This is a genomic window from Bathymodiolus thermophilus thioautotrophic gill symbiont, from assembly GCF_003711265.1.
In the GTDB taxonomy this organism is placed as follows: Bacteria; Pseudomonadota; Gammaproteobacteria; order PS1; family Pseudothioglobaceae; genus Thiodubiliella.
Genome location: NZ_CP024634.1, coordinates 1,871,372 through 1,889,563, shown reverse-complemented (window position 1 = coordinate 1,889,563; position 18,192 = coordinate 1,871,372). Strand labels below are relative to the sequence as shown.

Sequence of the window (18,192 nt, the reverse complement as noted above, 5' to 3'; positions counted from 1 at the left end):
ATATTTATACAAAAGTCTTCTTCATATAGAAATTTTTGTATAAACATAAATAATTCGGCAAAATTCAATCCTTGTCAATTTAATAATTTTCTTAAGCCTTTTCATGGCAAAACCAAGTTAAGGTTTAGAAAAAATTACCAAGTAAGTTGAAAGTGAATCCTTAGTGGCTATTCACACTTGATGTAAGAACCTCCGATTAGAAATAAATTATCATTTATCAATATTAGGAATAAAAACCATGAAAACAACACAATTAAAAGCATCACAAATGACAGTGCAAGCAACTGTAAAAAAAAACCATAAAGAAATAGACTTTGCAGTCAAAAATACACAACAGGCTCAAGAGCAAGCAGATACAACTCACTTGCCAAATACCAAAGATTTTAATTCTAAAGACCCATACTCAATTGCCGAAAAAACTGACGATAACTTAGGGCAAGTTGCTCATTATTTTAATGACAAGCAATTTATTGGCTCCACCATAGATGCAAGTATCGATCAAGGCTCTTCTAAAGTTGACATGTTAACGATTAACAACAATGCAGCACCTGCGATTGAAGCTACCACTGACAATATCGCTACCACCATTACAGGCATTTTCTCAGCAGGTAAGTATATAAATGGCAATGTAAACTCAGTTAAAGTATACAAAGCTGATGGTTCAGGCACATTAATAAGCACAACCACCCTTGACGACAACGGCCAAATCACAATCACCTTAACCGGCACCAACGCCAACTACACTGGCGCTGTCTACATCAAACTAACAAAAACTGGCATCTCCCACCAAGACGAACTCAACGGCACCGAAGCACTAGACAGCGATTTATTCGCTGTCGCCTATCTCAACTCAGGCGCAAACACCATTAACATCACTGTCCGCTCCTCCATCGCCGCCAAAATCCTCGGCGTAGATAAAACCACCACAGCCATCACCTTAAACGAAACAGATATCAACAAATGCAACGAAGAAGTCAACGCAGCATTTGGCCTATCAGGTAGCGCAATTGACACCAATGTTGACACCATTAACAGCTCAGGTGATGAAAGCAACACACTCGCCAAACAAGCAGGACAAGTAGCCGCCGCACTCTCCGGCATGAGAAACACCACCGCCACCAACACATTCGAAAAAGTAATCGAGCAAATAGCCGATGTCATCGCCAACAACGGCGCTTTAAACAAAGCCACCTCCACAGCACTCGCAACTGGCGCCATTGCCGTTCAAGCACAAGCACAAGCAAACAAAGCCATCACCACCGCCGATATCGACGAAACCCATGCTGGCAGCGCAGCAGCAGCATTAAAAATTGCTAAAGACGCAGTAACAACAGCCAGCACCACCGCTACAAACGCACAAAAACAAGCCCTTGCCACCGCTCAAGAAGCATACAACAAAGCCGTTAGCGCCAACCAAGAAGCCACAAGTTTTGTCAAACTAGCCACCAACACCGTTACTCATTTTAACAATCTAATAATCCCCATTTCAAACATCACTATTAGCAACAATACAGGCGTTGTTAGTTTTATCACCAACGACAGCACTCTAACAATTAGCGCCACCTTAGACAACGCACTATCCACAGGCAAAAAACTCTGGGGCTCCATCGATAACGGCGAAACTTGGACAGACATTAGCACCACCAATACAGATATCATCTGGAGCAACGACAACAAAACAATTGCTTGGCGCCAAACCCTAACAGCAGACACCAACAGTTCCGTTCAATTCGCCATTACAAAAACACTCACCACCACAACCGCCACCCCCTCAGAGATTAAAGACGATATAGACGGCGGTATCGCCAGTCACAATTACATCTATGACAGCAGCGCCCCAGTATTTGATACTAGCAATGCATCCACAATAGATATCCCGCAAAACGAAAACCTTGAGGCAACTGTTATTTACATCGCAGTTACCACTGATGCCAATGCCGTTACTTACAAATTAAGCGGTGCAGATGCAGATAAATTCAACATTGATAAAAACAGTGGCGAAATTAAATACAATGCCAAGCAACCTACAGTAAGCGAAGGCACCACCGCAACACACCACATTACCATCACCGCCACAGATGCCGCTGGCAATGCCAGTAACAAAAACATTGTAATCAATCTTGAAAATCCTTTTACTATTGGGGTACCTCAGGCTTTTAATAGTCGTAGTGTGGTGACTGTTGTTGCGCAAGGTTTTGTTATGAATGGGGAGAAGGCTGGAGATCAAAGTGGCTCTTCAGTTTCCTCAGCAGGCGATGTGAATGGCGATGGCTTGGATGATTTGATTATTGGTGCTTTTTGGGCAGATCCCACTTCTGGCGATAAAGCAGGTAAATCTTTCGTCGTGTTTGGCAAGACCAATGCAACTGCCATTAATTTATCAGACATAGCCTCTGGCATAGGAGGTTTTGTTATCAATGGTGAGAATGAGAATGATTGGAGTGGACGCGCAGTTTCCTCAGCAGGCGATGTGAATGGCGATGGCTTTGATGATTTGATTGTTAGTGCTCATATGGCGAAATCTACTAGTAAATTTTTTGCAGGCAAAACTTCCGTGGTGTTTGGCAAGGGGAATGACACAACTGCTGTTAATTTATCAGACATAGCCTCTGGCGTAGGTGGCTTTGCTATTAGTGGCGTGGGGGTTGGGGATTTAAGTGGTTACTCGCTTTCCTCAGCAGGCGATGTGAATGGCGATGGCTTGGATGATTTGATTATTGGCGCTTGGGGAGCGGACACTGCTGCTGGCAAATCTTATGTGGTTTTTGGTAAAAATACCAACACATCTGCTGTTGATTTATCAGAAGTAGAAGCGGGTACGGGTGGTTTTGTTATCAATGGCGAGAATGATTCGGATTATAGTGGGTACTCGGTCTCCACAGCAGGCGATGTGAATGGCGATGGCTTTGATGATTTGATTGTTGGTGCGTTTGGGGTGGACTCCGCTGATGGTATTAAGGCAGGTAGCTCTTATGTGGTATTTGGCAAAAAGGATAACACCGACGCTGTCAATTTATCAAGCGTAGCAACTGGCATAGGTGGCTTTGTTATTAAGGGTGAGAGTGCTGAGGATTATAGCGGGTACTCAGTCTCCTCAGCAGGCGATGTGAATGGCGATGGTTTAAGTGATTTAATTGTTGGTGCTTATGCAGCAGACTCTGATCAAGAAAATACAGGTAAAACTTTCGTCGTGTTTGGTAAAAAGGATACAAACGCTGTCAATTTATCAAGCATAATAGCTGGTATAGGTGGCTTTGTTGTCAACGGCGAGAATGCTTGGGATTTTAGTAGTCACTCAATCTCCTTAGCAGGCGATGTCAATGGGGATGGACTGAGCGATTTGATTATCGGCGCTTATGGGGTAAATCTTAATAATATGCTTAATGTGGGTAGAACTTATGTGGTGTTTGGTAAGGCTGATAACGCTGCCATTGATTTATCAGATATAACGCTTGGCATGGGCGGTTTTATTATTGACGGCGAGAATAGTGATCGTAGCGGCTTTTCAGTCTCCTCAGCAGGCGATGTGAATGGCGATGGCTTAGACGATTTGATTGTTGGTGCTCCTAAGGCAAATAGCGTAGCAGGCAAATCTTATGTGGTGTTTGGCAAAACTAATACGGCAGCCGTTAAATTATCAGATGTTAGTAATGGCATAGGTTCTGCTGGCCATGCAATTGATTTTCAAGGAAATCAGAGCGAATATACAGGCACCTCTGCCGATGAGTTGTTTGTTGCTGGTTTAAGTAACAATATTTTAAGGGGTAATGGCGGCGCCGATGTTTTTAATGCAGGTGCAGGTGATGACACCATTATTATTAATGGTGACAATCTTGCTAAACTTTATAGTAACAAACTTAGCAGTCATTTATTGGCTCGTGTTGATGGTGGCGGTGGCACAGATACTCTGAAATTAGAGGGCAGCAATTTGTTTTTAGACCTTATTGACATAGACAATGGTCGCATCCAAGATATAGAAATTATTAATTTAGGATCAAGCAGTAACACCTTGAGACTTGGTCTCAAGGACTTGTTAGATATTTCTAGTGAAACCAATGTGCTTAAAGTTATTGGCAATTCAGGTGCCAGTGTTGAAGTGATTGGATTAGAAAAATCAAATACCAGTAAAGCAGTGAATGGCATTACTTATAAAGTTTATTTCCATGCAGATGCACCTACTGCAAAGTTGTGGGTAGAACAAAATTTATTGGTTTCTATTTCTGTCGCACAAGGCTTTGTTATCAATGGTGCAAATACTGGAGATCAAAGTGGTTATTCAGTCTCCTCAGCAGGCGATGTGAATGGTGATGGTTTGGATGATTTGATTGTTGGTGCTTGCAAGGCAGACCCTGCTGGTGGCGCTGATGCAGGTAAATCTTATGTGGTATTTGGTAAGAATGTTAATACAACTACTGTTAATTTATCAGAGATAGTATTTGGCACGGGTGGTTTTGTTATCAATGGTGAGAATATTTATGATAATAGCGGTTTTTCAGTCTCCTCAGCAGGTGATATCAATGGTGACGGCTTAGATGATTTGATTGTTGGTTCTTATTTGTCAGACCCTGCTAATGTTATGGGTGCAGGTAAAACTTTTGTTGTATTTGGTAAAAATAATGACACCGCTGCCATTCATTTATCCAACATAACATCTGGCACGGGTGGCTTTGTTATTAATGGCGAGAATGCTGATGATCAGAGTGGACGATCAGTTTCCTCAGTGGGTGATGTGAACGGCGACGGCTTGGATGATTTGATTATTGGCGCTCATCATGCAGATCTCAATGGTGTTGATAGAGTAGGTAGATCTTTCGTTGTGTTTGGCAAAAAGAATGACACAGCTGCCATTAATTTATCAAATATAGCCTCTGGCGTGGGTGGTTTTGTTATTAATGGTGAGAATGCTAATGATTATAGCGGCTCCTCAGTTTCCTCAGCAGGCGATGTGAATGGCGATGGTTTAGATGATTTGATTGTTAGCGCTTATCGGGCAAGCGTTACCGACAGTGCTGATAATGAGGGAAAATCTTATGTGGTATTTGGTAGGAAGAGTGACACAACTGCCATTAATTTATCAGACATAGTCTCTGGTACGGGTGGTTTTGTTATTAATGGCGAGCATGCTTTGGATCAAAGTGGCACCTCAATTGCCTCAGCAGGCGATGTGAATGGCGATGGTTTGGGTGATTTGATTGTTAGTGCTCACATTAATAGCAATAATACCAGTAAATCTTTCGTGGTATTTGGCAAGAAGAACGACACAACTGCCATTAATTTATCAAATATAGCCTTTGGCACGGGTGGTTTTGTTATCAATGGCGAAAATGCTGGAGATTTTGGTGGTTATTCAGTTTCCTCAGCAGGTGATGTGAATGGCGATGGCTTAGATGATTTGATTGTTGGTGCTTATAAGGCAAGCCCCGCTGGTGGCAATAAAGCAGGCAAATCTTTCGTCGTGTTTGGTAAGAGGGGTGATACAACTGCTATTAATTTATCAGACATAGCTTCTGGCACGGGTGGTTTTGTTATCAATGGCGAAAATGCTGGGGATTTTAGTGGTTACTCAGTTTCCTCAGCAGGCGATGTGAACGGCGATGGCCTTGATGATTTGATTATTGGCGCTTATGCGGCAGACAATAAAACAGGTAAATCTTTCGTGGTGTTTGGTAAAACCAATACAAAAGCTGTTAACTTGTTAGATGTTAGTAAGAGCATAGGTTTCATTGGGCATATAATTGATTTTCAAGGTGACATTAATGCCAATAAAAATGACACACTCGTAGGTACCGCTGTTAATGAATTGTTTGTTGCTGGTTTGGGCAACGATACTTTAATAGGTAACGGTGGTACCGATGTTTTTAATGCAGGTGCAGGCAATGACACCATTGTCATTAATGGCGATAACCTTGCTAAACTTTATAGTAACAAATTTAGTAGTCATTTATTGGCCCGTGTTAATGGTGGTGGCAACACCGACACTTTGAAATTAGAGGGCGACAATCTCTTTTTAAATCTTGTTAAAATAGACAATGGTCGCATACAAGATATTGAAATCATTGATTTAAGATCAAATAGTAATGTTCTAAGACTTAATCTTAAGGATTTACTGGACATCTCCAGTGAAACCAATACGCTTAAAGTTATTGGTAATTCAGGTGGCAATGTTGAGGCAATTGGATTTACAAAACTAGGTGCCGATGAAACGGTTGACGGTGTTACTTATGAAGTTTATTCTCATGCAGATGCACCTACTGCAAGATTGTGGGTAGAACAAAATTTAATTGTTTCTACTTTTGTTGCACAAGGCTTTGTTATCAAAGGCGAAAATATTTCAGATATCAGTGGTCGCTCAGTCTCCTCAGCAGGCGATGTGAATGGTGATGGTTTAGATGATTTGATTGTTGGTGCTAATTGGGCAGACCCTACTGGCGGCACTAATGCAGGTAAATCTTATGTGGTATTTGGTAAGGTTGACCCCACTGCCATTAATTTATCAAACATAGCATTGGGCATAGGTGGCTTTGTTATCAATGGCGAGAAGGCTCATGACAATAGTGGCTATTCGGTTTCCTCAGCGGGCGATGTGAATGGCGATGGTTTGGATGATGTGATTATTGGTGCTTATAAGGCACAGTCTATTAGTGGCAATGAAGCAGGCAAATCTTTCGTCGTATTTGGCAAGAAGAATGATACCACTGCCATTAATTTATCAAACATAAACCTTGGCATAGGTGGCTATACTATTAACGGTGACAAAATTGGGGATTGGAGTGGTTACTCAGTTTCTTCAGCAGGTGATGTCAACGGCGATGGCTTAGATGATGTGATTATTGGTGCTTATAAGGCTGGTAGTGAAGTGGGTAAATCTTTCGTCGTGTTTGGCAAGACTAATAGAAGTTCCATTCATTTATCAAATATAGCTGCTGGTATTAATGGTTTTGTTATCAATGGCGAGAAGGCTGGGGATTGGAGTGGTTACTCAGTCTCCTCAGCAGGTGATGTCAACGGCGATGGTCTTGATGATTTGATTGTTGGTGCTGAAAAGTCAGATTCTACTGTCGGCGGTCAAGTAGGCAAATCTTTTGTCGTGTTTGGCAGGAAGAATGACACCGCTGCTGTTGATTTATCAAACATAGCCTCTGGCACAGGTGGCTTTGTTATCAATGGCGAGAATGCTGAGGATTATAGTGGTTGTTCAGTCTCCTCAGCAGGCGATGTCAACGGCGATGGTTTAGATGATTTGATTGTTGGTGCTTATCAAGCGAACTCTACTGCTGGTGTCAATGTAGGTAAGTCTTATGTGGTGTTTGGTAAAACTAACACCACTGCTGTTAATTTATCAAACATAGCCTCTGGCACAGGTGGCTTTGTTATCAATGGCGAGAATGTTTATGACAATAGTGGTTACTCAGTCTCCTCAGCAGGCGATGTGAATGGCGATGGCTTAGAGGATGTGATTATTGGTGCTAATAAGGCGAATGCCCTTGGTGCTATTGACATAGGTAAATCTTATGTCGTGTTTGGCAAGATGAATACCACTGTTGTCAATTTATCAGATATTGCGTCTGGCACAGGTGGTTTTATTATCAATGGTGAGAATACTTCGGATTATAGTGGCACCTCAGTTTCCTCAGCAGGCGATGTGAATGGCGATGGTTTAGATGATTTGATTGTTGGTGCTAATTGGGCAGACACCCTTGATAATAACGCAGGTAAATCTTATGTCATATTTGGCAAAACCGACACAAAAGCCATTAACTTAACAGAAATCAGTAAAGGCAAAGGGTTTTCTAGCCATGCAATTGATTTCCAAGGAAATAAGGGTGAATATATTGGCACTCCTGTCAATGAGTTATTTGTTGCTGGATCAGGCAATAATATCTTAATAGGCAACGGTGGTGCTGATGTCTTTAATGCAGGCGCAGGTAACGATATTATTGTTATTAATGGTGATAACCTTGACAAACTCTACAGTAACAAACTGAATAGTCATTTACTTGCCCGTGTTGATGGTGGCGGTGGTACCGATATTCTGAAATTGGTAGGCACTAACCTTGACCTAGATCTCACTAATATAGATAACGGCCGTATTCAAGATATTGAAATCATTGATTTAACAGGCTCAGGTGACAATACATTGGCACTTAGCCTTAGTGATTTGTTGGATATTTCCAGCGAAACCAATGTTCTTAAAGTTACTGGTAATGTAGGTGACAAAGTTGAATTTAAGACGCCTGGATTTGAAAAATCAAATACAAATGAAAGTATGGATGGTGTTATTTATAAAGTTTATTCTCATACAGGCGCGCCTACTGCAAAATTGTGGGTAAAACAAGGTTTAACCGTTTCTTTTCCTTCTTCACAAGGTTTTACTATCAATGGTGAAGGTGCTGATGATTGGAGTGGTCTTTCCGTCTCCTCAGCAGGCGATGTTAACGGCGATGGCTTGGATGATGTGATTGTTGGCGCTTATAGAGCAACCCCTGGTGGATATCATTCGGGTAAATCTTATGTGGTATTTGGCAAAACTAACGCAACTACTGTTAACTTATCAGACATCACCTCTGGCACAGGTGGTTTTGTTATTAATGGCGACAAGGTTGATGATCATAGTGGTTATTCAGTCTCCTCAATAGGCGATTTCAACGGCGATGGCTTAGATGATTTGATTGTTGGTGCTTATAGAGCAAGCCCTACTGGTGGCAGCAAAGCAGGCAAAACTTATGTGGTATTAGGCAAGACCGATACAGTAGCTGTTAATTTATCAGAGATAAATAACACGGGCGGTCTTGTTATTAATGGTTATAAGACTGGGGATTGGAGCGGCTATTCAGTCTCCTCAGCAGGCGATGTCAACGGCGATGGTTTGGCTGATGTTATTATTGGTGCTTATAAGGCAGACCCTGCTGGCAGTAAAAGTGCAGGTAAATCTTTCGTGGTATTTGGCACGATTTTCACAAATGCCATTAAATTATTCGATGTAAATGGTGGCGCAGAGGGCTTTGTTATCAATGGCGAGAATGCTTGGGATTATAGCGGCTTTTCAGTCTCCTCAGCAGGCGATGTCAATGGCGATGGCTTAGACGATTTGATTGTCGGCACTGTTTTAACAGGCAAATCTTATGTGGTATTTGGTAGGACAAATGACACGACTGCCGTTGAATTGTCAAGCATAGCCGCTGGTACAGGTGGCTTTATTATCAATGGAGAAGGAGATTGTGTCTCCTCAGCAGGCGATGTCAATGGCGATGGCTTAGATGATTTGATTATCGGTTATTCTAATGCAAGATCTCCTGCTGGTGCTTGTGCAGGCAGATCTTTCGTCGTGTTTGGCAAGAAGAACGATACAACTGCCATTAATTTATCAACCATAGCCAATGGCACAGGCGGTTTTGTTATCAATGGTGGGCGTTCTGGTGATTGGAGTGGTCATTCAGTCTCTTCAGCGGGCGATGTCAACGGCGATGGCTTAGATGATTTAATTGTTGGCGCTGCAAGTGGTGGCACTGGCTTTGGCAAATCTTTCGTCGTGTTTGGCAAAACCGATACAAGTGCCGTTAATTTATCAGATGTAGGCTTTGGCACAGGTGGCTTTATCATTAACGGTGAGGGTGATGGAGACAAGAGTGGCGTTTCAGTCTCCTCAGCAGGCGATATTAACAGTGATGGCTTAGATGATTTGATTATTGGTGCTCTTTGGGCAGACACCGCTAGTGGTGCTAATGCAGGAAAATCTTATGTGGTGTTTGGCAAAACTGACACAAAAGCCGTTCATTTGTCAAATGTTAGCAAGGGCACAGGTTTTATTGGCCATGCAATTGATTTTCAAGGCGACACCAACGGCGATAAAAATGACACATTAGCAGGCACTTCTGCTGATGAGTTGTTTGTTGCTGGCTTGGGCAACGATATCTTAACGGGCAACGGTGGCACCGATGTTTTTAATGCAGGCGCAGGTAACGATACTATTATTATTAATAATGACAACCTTGCTAAACTCTACAGTAATACACTCAGTAGCAATTTACTCGCTCGTGTTAATGGTGGCGGTAATACCGATACCCTGAAATTAGCAGGTGCCAATCTTAACCTAGACCTTACTAGAATAGACAATGGCCGCATACAAGACATTGAAATCATTGATTTAACAGGTTCAGGTGACAACATTTTAAAACTTAATCTGAATGATTTGCTGGATATTTCCAGTGAAACCAATGTTCTTAAAGTTGTGGGTGATTCGGGTGACAAAGTGGATATAGAATTGAGCAATATTGCCTTTATTAAGGACTTTACAGAAACAAAGAATGGTATTACTTATGATGTTTATAGTAATCCCAATGCCATCACTGCAAAATTATGGATAGATCAAGATTTAGGTGTGATTTAACAACCATTCTTTATGAAATCTTTGCCTTAGATATGGATGTTGAATAAAATTTGGATTTTGGTTGGTATTTATGCTTAACGCAGAAGTCTCTTTGTTGTTTTAAGGGGTGAAATTTGCCGTATATTGTTTTTCTTGGTACTATATTAAATTTAATAACCCGCTGAAAAAAAAGTTATTTACACGCTTTTCAAGGGCTAACAAAAGTATAATGCTATGTCTAGAATCAATCTAATCAAATCTTAAACTATGGCAACAATGATTCGTACCTTAATTTTATGTGGCTACCTAGGCAGTACCTATGCTTGGGGTGGTTTTTTTCATCTTGATGTTGACAATATCCTAAGTGCAGACAGCATGGGCGGATCTGCAACAACACTTGAGCAAGCCCGTTCAAGCATTCTAGAACACAGGGCTCAATTAAATCTTAGCAGTGATGGGGCGTTACTTTTTCAACAAACCAATACCGACAGGTTTGGCAATCAGCATTTGCGTTTCAAGACCACATACCGTGGCATTGAGGTGGAGAAAATGCAGATTATTGTCCACTTTGACCAAGAGGCTGTTAGTAGCATTAGTGGTTATCAGCAATTATTATCACCTTCGTTTAAAAGCAAAATTGACGCACACCTTAATCAAGAAAAAACCCAATTAACCGCTGACAAAGTATTGGCATTTATTGACCAAAAACAACACAAAGTATTGTCCATCAAGCCCATGATTATACAAACACAACCTTATGTTATTTGGCAAGTGCGGTTATCGGTTAACGGCATAGAAACTATTTATCGTGTTAGTGATAGCAATCCACCCAATATTCTATCAAAAATAGAGGACATTAAATACTAATGATAACTTTACCATTACAGCTTAAAGGCATTCGGTGTTTTACTCTACTTAGTGTGTTATTGCTATCTGCTTGTGGTGGTGGCAGTGGTGGTGGTGATAATGCACCCGTTGAAACTGGCTATTTTAGAGACAGTGCAGTTGAAGGACTAAACTACACGACCATAACACAAAGTGGCACAACTGATAAACTCGGCAGTTACCAATATGTAGCAGGAGAGAGGATTACTTTTTCTTTGGGTAATATGGTGTTGGGTAGTGCCATAGCAAGTGAAGCACTTTACCCTCATAATATCGCAACAGATTATGAACATAGTATTAAGATTGCACAATTGTTACAAACCTTGGATAGCAACAACAATTTAGACGATGGCATCGATGTGAGTAAACAATTTAAAGGTGCTGATACTACATTGCCTAATGATGATTTAACGCAAGATTATATTGATAGCCATACTTTTTCAAGCAAAACTTTAGTAACGAAAAATAAGGCTCAAGAGCATTTGGCTCAAACACTCAATAAATATGGTGTTGTCAATACCCCAGCAACTGTTCGTATCAATGGTTATGTTGTAGAAAATATGACTTTAACAGCCGAGATTGAAGACCTTGGTGGCGTACCAAGTGACATTACTTATCAATGGTATGCTGGCGCTAATCTTGTTAGTGAACAAAGTGGCAATGCATTCCCCCTAACTCAAAACCATGTTGGTAAAAAAATTAAAGTGCGAGTCCTCTTCGTAGATTCTACAGGTGTGTCAGAAGATGTATATAGCGATCTATCTAGCCTAGTTGCCAATGTGAATGATTTAGCCACAATCAGAATTCTTGGTAATGCTATTCAAGGTGAGAAATTGAGTGCAGATGTTTACGACCTTGATGGCGTGCCAAATAATATTGCTTATCGATGGTATATTGGCGATGATCTTATTAATTGGAAAAACGGCAGTACACTCTTTCTAACGCAAGATTATGTCGGTAAAAAAATTAAAGTGCGGGCTACTTTTACGGATTCTATGGGGGCATCAGAAGATATATATAGTGAACTATCTGGCTTAGTTGCCAATGTGAATGATGTAGCCACAATTGGCATTCTTGGTAATGTCAGCCAAGGTGAGACACTCGAAACAGAAATTCGCGACCTTGATGGCGTACCAAGTGATATTACTTATCAATGGTATGTTGACACTGATCCTATTAGTGGGCAAAACAGTAGCACACTCTCTCTAACGCAAAATCATGTTGGCAAAACAATTAAAGTGCAGGCTACTTTTACGGATTCTATGGGGGCATCAGAAAGTGTGTATAGTGCACCATCTAATGCAGTTGCCAATGTGAATGATCTAGCCACAATCAGTATTCTTGGTAATGCTATTCGAGGCGAGACACTGAGCGCACATATTAATGATATTGATGGCGTACCAAGTGATATTACTTATCAATGGTATGTTGACGATAATCTTATTAGTGGGCAAAGTAGTAGTGAACTCGTCCTAATTCAAGCTTATATTGGCAAAAACATTAAAGTGCGAGCCATTTTTACGGATTCTATGGGCGCATCAGAAGACATAGATAGTACACCAACCGCTCTAGTTGTTGCTAGCATAGTAACGGGTTACTTTAAGGGCAGTGCAGTTAAAGGATTGAAATATGTTACTGCAACTGATACTGGTATAACCGATACATTAGGCACCTATAAATATAAAACAGGCGAACATATTAAATTCTATTTAGGTGGTTTGTATTTGGGTAAATCGTTAGCCACTGGTACATTGTATCCAAGTGATATTGCTAATAGCAATCAAAAAATGGTTAAAATCACGCAATTGTTACAAACTTTAGATGTTGATAGCGATCCAAGTAATGGCATTGATGTTGCCAGATTTTCAAGTAACACAAAGGAACAATATCTGCCCGATGGTGACTTGTCCCAAGAGTATATTAATAGATTTGGTGAAAGTAAAATACTGGTGAGTAAAGAAAATGCTGAACAATTTTTAACCACTCAAATAGAAAACGATAGAAGCACAGCAGGTTATACAGGAATTACTACCGAAGAGGGGGAATATAACTTTACCTTCCCTTCAACAGGAAGGCGAACATTTGAAATACCAACACTTGCTTGTGGCAAAGTTAACTGTTGTATGGTGAGAGTGTTTAAGAATGGGGTGGCTAAAAACCGTGTCATTGTAGATCGAAATAGAGTAATTCGTTTCAATATGCAACAACAAGCCGAGGGTATGATCGTTGTTAGAATTCGAGCTGCAAGCACACAAGCTTGCTATTATAAAGATCCGATTGTCACCCCCATTCAAACACTTGATGAAACGAAAAAAACAATAGTTACCCAAGGGCAAAATGGCAATAATATCACCTTAGATATTCTAAAGTCAAACCAAAGTTATTACTTGCAGAGTATTGTCACCTCAGACACCTCTAATGTAGAAGTCAAAACCATTAAATCAATTGGGTTGGGTAATGAAGGAGGGCATATTAAACATACTGCCACACAAGCAAAATATCTTGATAAAGAAGGGGTTGATGCACACGCCAACTCAATTAAAGTTTACCGTTATTTAAAAGATATTTTAAAAACAAATAGTTACAATGACGCAGACGGGGATTTATTGTCAATTACCAACTATTTGTATCCTCGGTCTTCAGACTCTTGTGGCGCAGACTGTTATCCTGGTTCGTACTTTAATGCTTTTTCCAGTGGAGGTAATCTTTATTTCACACCCCCTAAACCAGAGCGAGGTCACAGGAAAAGTTTGTCCTATCTTGTGGATGTTGTTGCCCATGAATGGGGGCATTCAATTACTGGAAGTTTTTCTAAATTGGCATATTTGCGTCAATCTGGGGCGCTTAATGAAGCATTTTCAGACTGGTTCGGTATTTCTGTGAAGCAACATTATTCAACTGGCGAAAAAATATGGACGCTGGGCCCAGTGAATACACCTAATCGCTCAATGAGTAACCCGTCTTCATTGGCTGTGGCTTATGGAAAAGAGGATAATTATAAAATTTTGAATAGAAGTGGCGTCGCCATTCGACCTAGGGTTAACGATACCGTGCCTTATCCAGACACCTACAAGGGCGAAAACTGGCGCACAACAGATGAAATCAATTGCCCAGTACCATCAAGTCATGAAAACGATGTATGTGGCGTGCATTACAACAGTTCCGTTGCTAATAAAATGTTTTATTTATTGTCAGTTGGTGGTACTCATAACGGCACTACTGTTACTGGCATAGGCATTGATAATGCGATGAAAATTGCCTTAGATGCCAATAAAAATCAATGGACTGAAGTAACTACCTTTCATGATGCCAAAGCAGGTATGATTGCCAGCGCTGGCAGTGATGTGAATGTTATAGAGCAAGTTAAACGAGCATGGGAAGCTATTAATGTGCTTGATTCAAATAAGCCAGCACCTAATTCAATACCATAATAATCACAAGCAGTTTTGTTGTTAACGCCAATGCCACCGAGTAATAAGGGTATTTTTTAAGAAATTTATCATTGCCAAATGGATGCTGATGATTGTTCATATTTGTGCAAAGGCCTCGTTAGTAGGTTAAAATTTAGACATTGTAATAACTTTAAAAAACCCTTATGACTTATAACGATATTGATTTTAACCACAAAACTATCTTGATCACTGGTGGCGCTGGATTTATTGGCAGTAATTTGGCCTTCTATTTTCAAGAAAACTACCCCAATGCTCAGGTGGTGGTGTTTGATTGTTTTAGAAGTGAGGCAACTTTTGCCAATGGTAATTTACAAAGTTTTGGACATTATAAGAATTTAATTGGCTTTACTGGTGATGTGGTGTGTGGCAACATTAATAATAAGACTGATTTAGCACTGCTTGATGATTATGGATTTGATTTTATTTTTCATCAGGCCGCCATTTCTGATACACGGGTGTACGACCAAGAAATAGTAATGAAAACCAATGTAAATTCATTTTATGATTTGCTAAACAAAGCTCAAAAAGACGGTGCAGTAATGGTGTATGCAAGTTCAGCAGCGACTTATGGAAGTTTGCCTTCGCCACAAACGGTGGGTCAGGAAAGCCCTGAAAACCCTTATGGATTTAGCAAATATATGATGGATCAAATTGCTTATCGATTTGCAAATGATTTTCCTGAAATGACCATTGTTGGTTTAAAGTTTTTTAATGTGTATGGCCCTCGTGAATATTACAAAGCCAAGACTTCGTCCATGGTAATCCAGTTGGGGCATCAAATTCTAGCAGGAAAAGCACCAAAACTGTTTGAAAATTCAGCGCAAATATTGCGTGATTTCATTAATATTGAAGATGTTATTCAAGCCAATATTAAAGCCTGCCACCCCCAGCAAAATGGCACTTACAATGTGGGTACTGGTACCCCTAGAAGTTTTCAAGATATTGCTGATATTTTGCAACAAGAACTACAAACCGATTTAGGCACCGATTACATTCCCAATCCTTATGCAGGCTATCAAATGCACACACAAGCAGACATTTCCACCTCAAAAACTGGACTTGGATTTGAACCAAAAATTAGCCTAGAAGCAGGTATCAAAGCCTATATTCCTGAAATTAAACGCTTATACGGCACTGACATATCGTGATCAATTTACAAGGAAAAGCGCCCAAAATTTTGGTCATTGGCGATTTAATGATTGACCATTATCTGTGGGGAACTTGCGACAGAATCTCACCAGAAGCCCCTGTGCAAGTGATTAATGTGCAAAGAGAAAGTAGCGTGTTGGGCGGAGCGGGGAATGTCATCAATAACTTACATGCACTCGGTGCACAAGTTGGTGTAATGAGTGTGGTCGGTGATTGTGAAATTTGCGATGAATTAAAAGCCTTACTTAATGACATTAAAGTTAATACAAATCACTTGATTACACAAAAAAATCGCATTACCAGTAAAAAAAGTAGAATCATTGCCTCGCAACAACAAGTGGTTAGATATGACCGAGAAAGCACAGATGAAATTAGCCAAGAATCACAAACCCAATTGCTAAACTCCTTTAAAAACCTAGTTGCAAACTATGATACCATTTTGCTATCTGACTATGGAAAAGGCGTACTAACCTTCGAACTAACCCAGTCATTAATTACCATTGCCAATGAAAATGGTAAAAAAGTCTTAATCGACCCCAAGGGTTTAGATTATTCCAAATACCAAGGCGCTTACTTACTAACCCCCAATAAAAAAGAAGCCAGCGAATCTTTAGCAACCAACATCAACGATGACGCAAGCCTTGCTTATGTGATAAAAAAACTGAAAATTGATTATGATTTAAAAGTGTCACTTATTACCCTTAGTGAGCAGGGCGTGGCAATTTATGATGATGAATTGCGTGTTCATCCTACCAAGGCCAGAGAGGTGTTTGATGTGACAGGGGCAGGTGATACCGTATTAGCCTCGCTGGGTTTTTCCTTGGCTTGTGGTTATGGAATTGATGATGCCGTCAAGTTTGCAAATCTTGCAGCAGGCGTTGTCGTTGGCAAAATCGGTAGCGCAACCGCCACACTCAATGAAATCATTGAATATGAATCCAGTTTAAACAAATCAAGCAGCGATGCACACATTAAAACACACGATGAAATCACCATTCTGAGTGCTGAATTAAGATCAAAAGGCAAGAAAATTATTTTCACCAACGGTTGTTTTGATTTGCTACATGCAGGCCATGTGCGTTATTTAGAAACCGCAAAAAGTTTTGGCGATGTGCTAATATTAGGACTCAATTCCGATCAATCAGTAACCACCCTAAAAGGCGCAGACCGCCCCATTAATACGCAATCCGATAGAGCCTATATATTGGCAGCACTTGAAGCCGTTGATTATGTAGTGATATTCAATGAAGACACACCTTATCATTTAATCAAAGCCATTCAGCCACACATCCTGGTTAAAGGCGGAGATTATGCAGGCAAAGAGGTAGTAGGGCAGGACATTGTAGAGGAATTAAAATTGGTGCAATTTGTCAACGGTAAAAGCACCACCAAAACCATTGAAAAAATCCAACAAGGAAAATAATTATGCAATCCGTCATTGAATCTGAATTTAACGCACACCTAAAAACAACACAAGCAACAATGGACGCCATCAGTACTCAACTCGAAATGGCAGTTAATTTATGCACAAACAGCCTTAACAATGGCGGCAAAATCCTCATATTCGGCAACGGTGGCAGTGCCGCTGACGCACAACACATCGCCGCAGAACTCGTAGGCCGATACAAAACTGAACGCCGAGGCCTAGCCGCCATCGCCCTTACAACCGACACCTCAGCCCTCACTTCAATTGGCAATGACTATGGCTATGAATTTATTTTTTCTCGCCAAGTAGAAGCCCTAGCAAATAAAAACGATATCGCTATCGGCATCAGCACCGGCGGCAGCAGCACGAATGTTATCAACGGACTACAAGCCGCCAAAAACTCAGGTTGCCAACTCATCGGCTTTAGCGGTAGACAAGGTGGCAAAATGAACGACTTATGCAACATCAACCTAGTCATTCCTAGTGAAGACACCCCACGCATCCAAGAAATGCACATTGTACTTGGTCACACACTCTGCCATCTTATTGAGCAAACTATAGATTAGCGCATGTTGCTTATTGCCCCAGTAACTTTCAAACTTTTTTTTGTAAAAAAAAGACAAAGCGAGAAATTAAAAAAGACCCACATTCCCAAATAATACACACCATGCCATGGGTAGGGATGGGTTTGTAACCCATCCTTTTAAACGCATAAAAACAAATAAAAACAAAGAATGGTAGTGCATACATTCTCAAGCAGAACTCGGAACGAGGAGATAGTCCTCACACAGCAAGTCCTTTTTGGTAGATATTGTTAAAGACTCGGTTAACATATTTTTAAGCAAAACGACCAAAAAAAAGCGCCACCTTACCAAAAATTGGTTTACTTGTTATTATGACAAATCAAGTAGTGG

General features: G+C 40.6%; 6 protein-coding genes. All 6 read left to right on the top strand.

All coding sequences use genetic code 11. From position 1 onward, the window contains the following. Nucleotides 1-238: 238 nt before the first annotated feature. The 6 genes from MS2017_RS06540 (at nt 239) to gmhA (ending at nt 17,844) form a co-directional block, all read left to right on the top strand. Nucleotides 239-10,387 (top strand): integrin alpha, encoded by a 10,149-nt coding sequence (locus MS2017_RS06540; protein ID WP_122951673.1) that lies wholly within the window; start codon nt 239-241, stop codon nt 10,385-10,387. 246 nt (nt 10,388-10,633) lie between these two features. Beyond that, a complete protein-coding gene (locus MS2017_RS06535; RefSeq protein WP_122951302.1) occupies nt 10,634-11,233 on the top strand; it encodes a hypothetical protein in 600 nt (199 codons plus the stop codon). Then, nucleotides 11,233-14,682 (top strand): M4 family metallopeptidase, encoded by a 3,450-nt coding sequence (locus MS2017_RS06530; protein WP_122951672.1) that lies wholly within the window; start codon nt 11,233-11,235, stop codon nt 14,680-14,682. Before MS2017_RS06535 ends, MS2017_RS06530 begins: the two co-directional genes overlap by 1 nt. 164 nt (nt 14,683-14,846) lie before the next feature. Next, on the top strand, nt 14,847-15,851 hold the full coding sequence (gene rfaD / locus MS2017_RS06525; RefSeq protein WP_122951671.1) for an ADP-glyceromanno-heptose 6-epimerase: 1,005 nt from the start codon (nt 14,847-14,849) through the stop codon (nt 15,849-15,851). Continuing rightward, nucleotides 15,848-17,275 carry a D-glycero-beta-D-manno-heptose-7-phosphate kinase gene (gene rfaE1 / locus MS2017_RS06520; RefSeq protein WP_122951670.1) on the top strand — a complete coding sequence of 476 codons (1,428 nt, stop codon included), beginning with the start codon at nt 15,848-15,850 and terminating at the stop codon, nt 17,273-17,275. The genes rfaD and rfaE1 overlap by 4 nt, the downstream gene beginning before the upstream one ends. A gap of 2 nt (nt 17,276-17,277) precedes the next feature. Beyond that, nucleotides 17,278-17,844, top strand: a complete 567-nt coding sequence (gene gmhA / locus MS2017_RS06515; RefSeq protein ID WP_122951669.1) for a D-sedoheptulose 7-phosphate isomerase — start codon at nt 17,278-17,280, stop codon at nt 17,842-17,844. The last annotated feature ends 348 nt before the right edge of the window (nt 17,845-18,192 follow it).

Coding starts and splice junctions, on each gene's coding strand:
- MS2017_RS06540 (WP_122951673.1), top strand. CDS start 239: ATGAAAACAACACAATTAAAAGCATCACAAATGACAGTGCAAGCAACT.
- MS2017_RS06535 (WP_122951302.1), top strand. CDS start 10,634: ATGGCAACAATGATTCGTACCTTAATTTTATGTGGCTACCTAGGCAGT.
- MS2017_RS06530 (WP_122951672.1), top strand. CDS start 11,233: ATGATAACTTTACCATTACAGCTTAAAGGCATTCGGTGTTTTACTCTA.
- rfaD (WP_122951671.1), top strand. CDS start 14,847: ATGACTTATAACGATATTGATTTTAACCACAAAACTATCTTGATCACT.
- gmhA (WP_122951669.1), top strand. CDS start 17,278: ATGCAATCCGTCATTGAATCTGAATTTAACGCACACCTAAAAACAACA.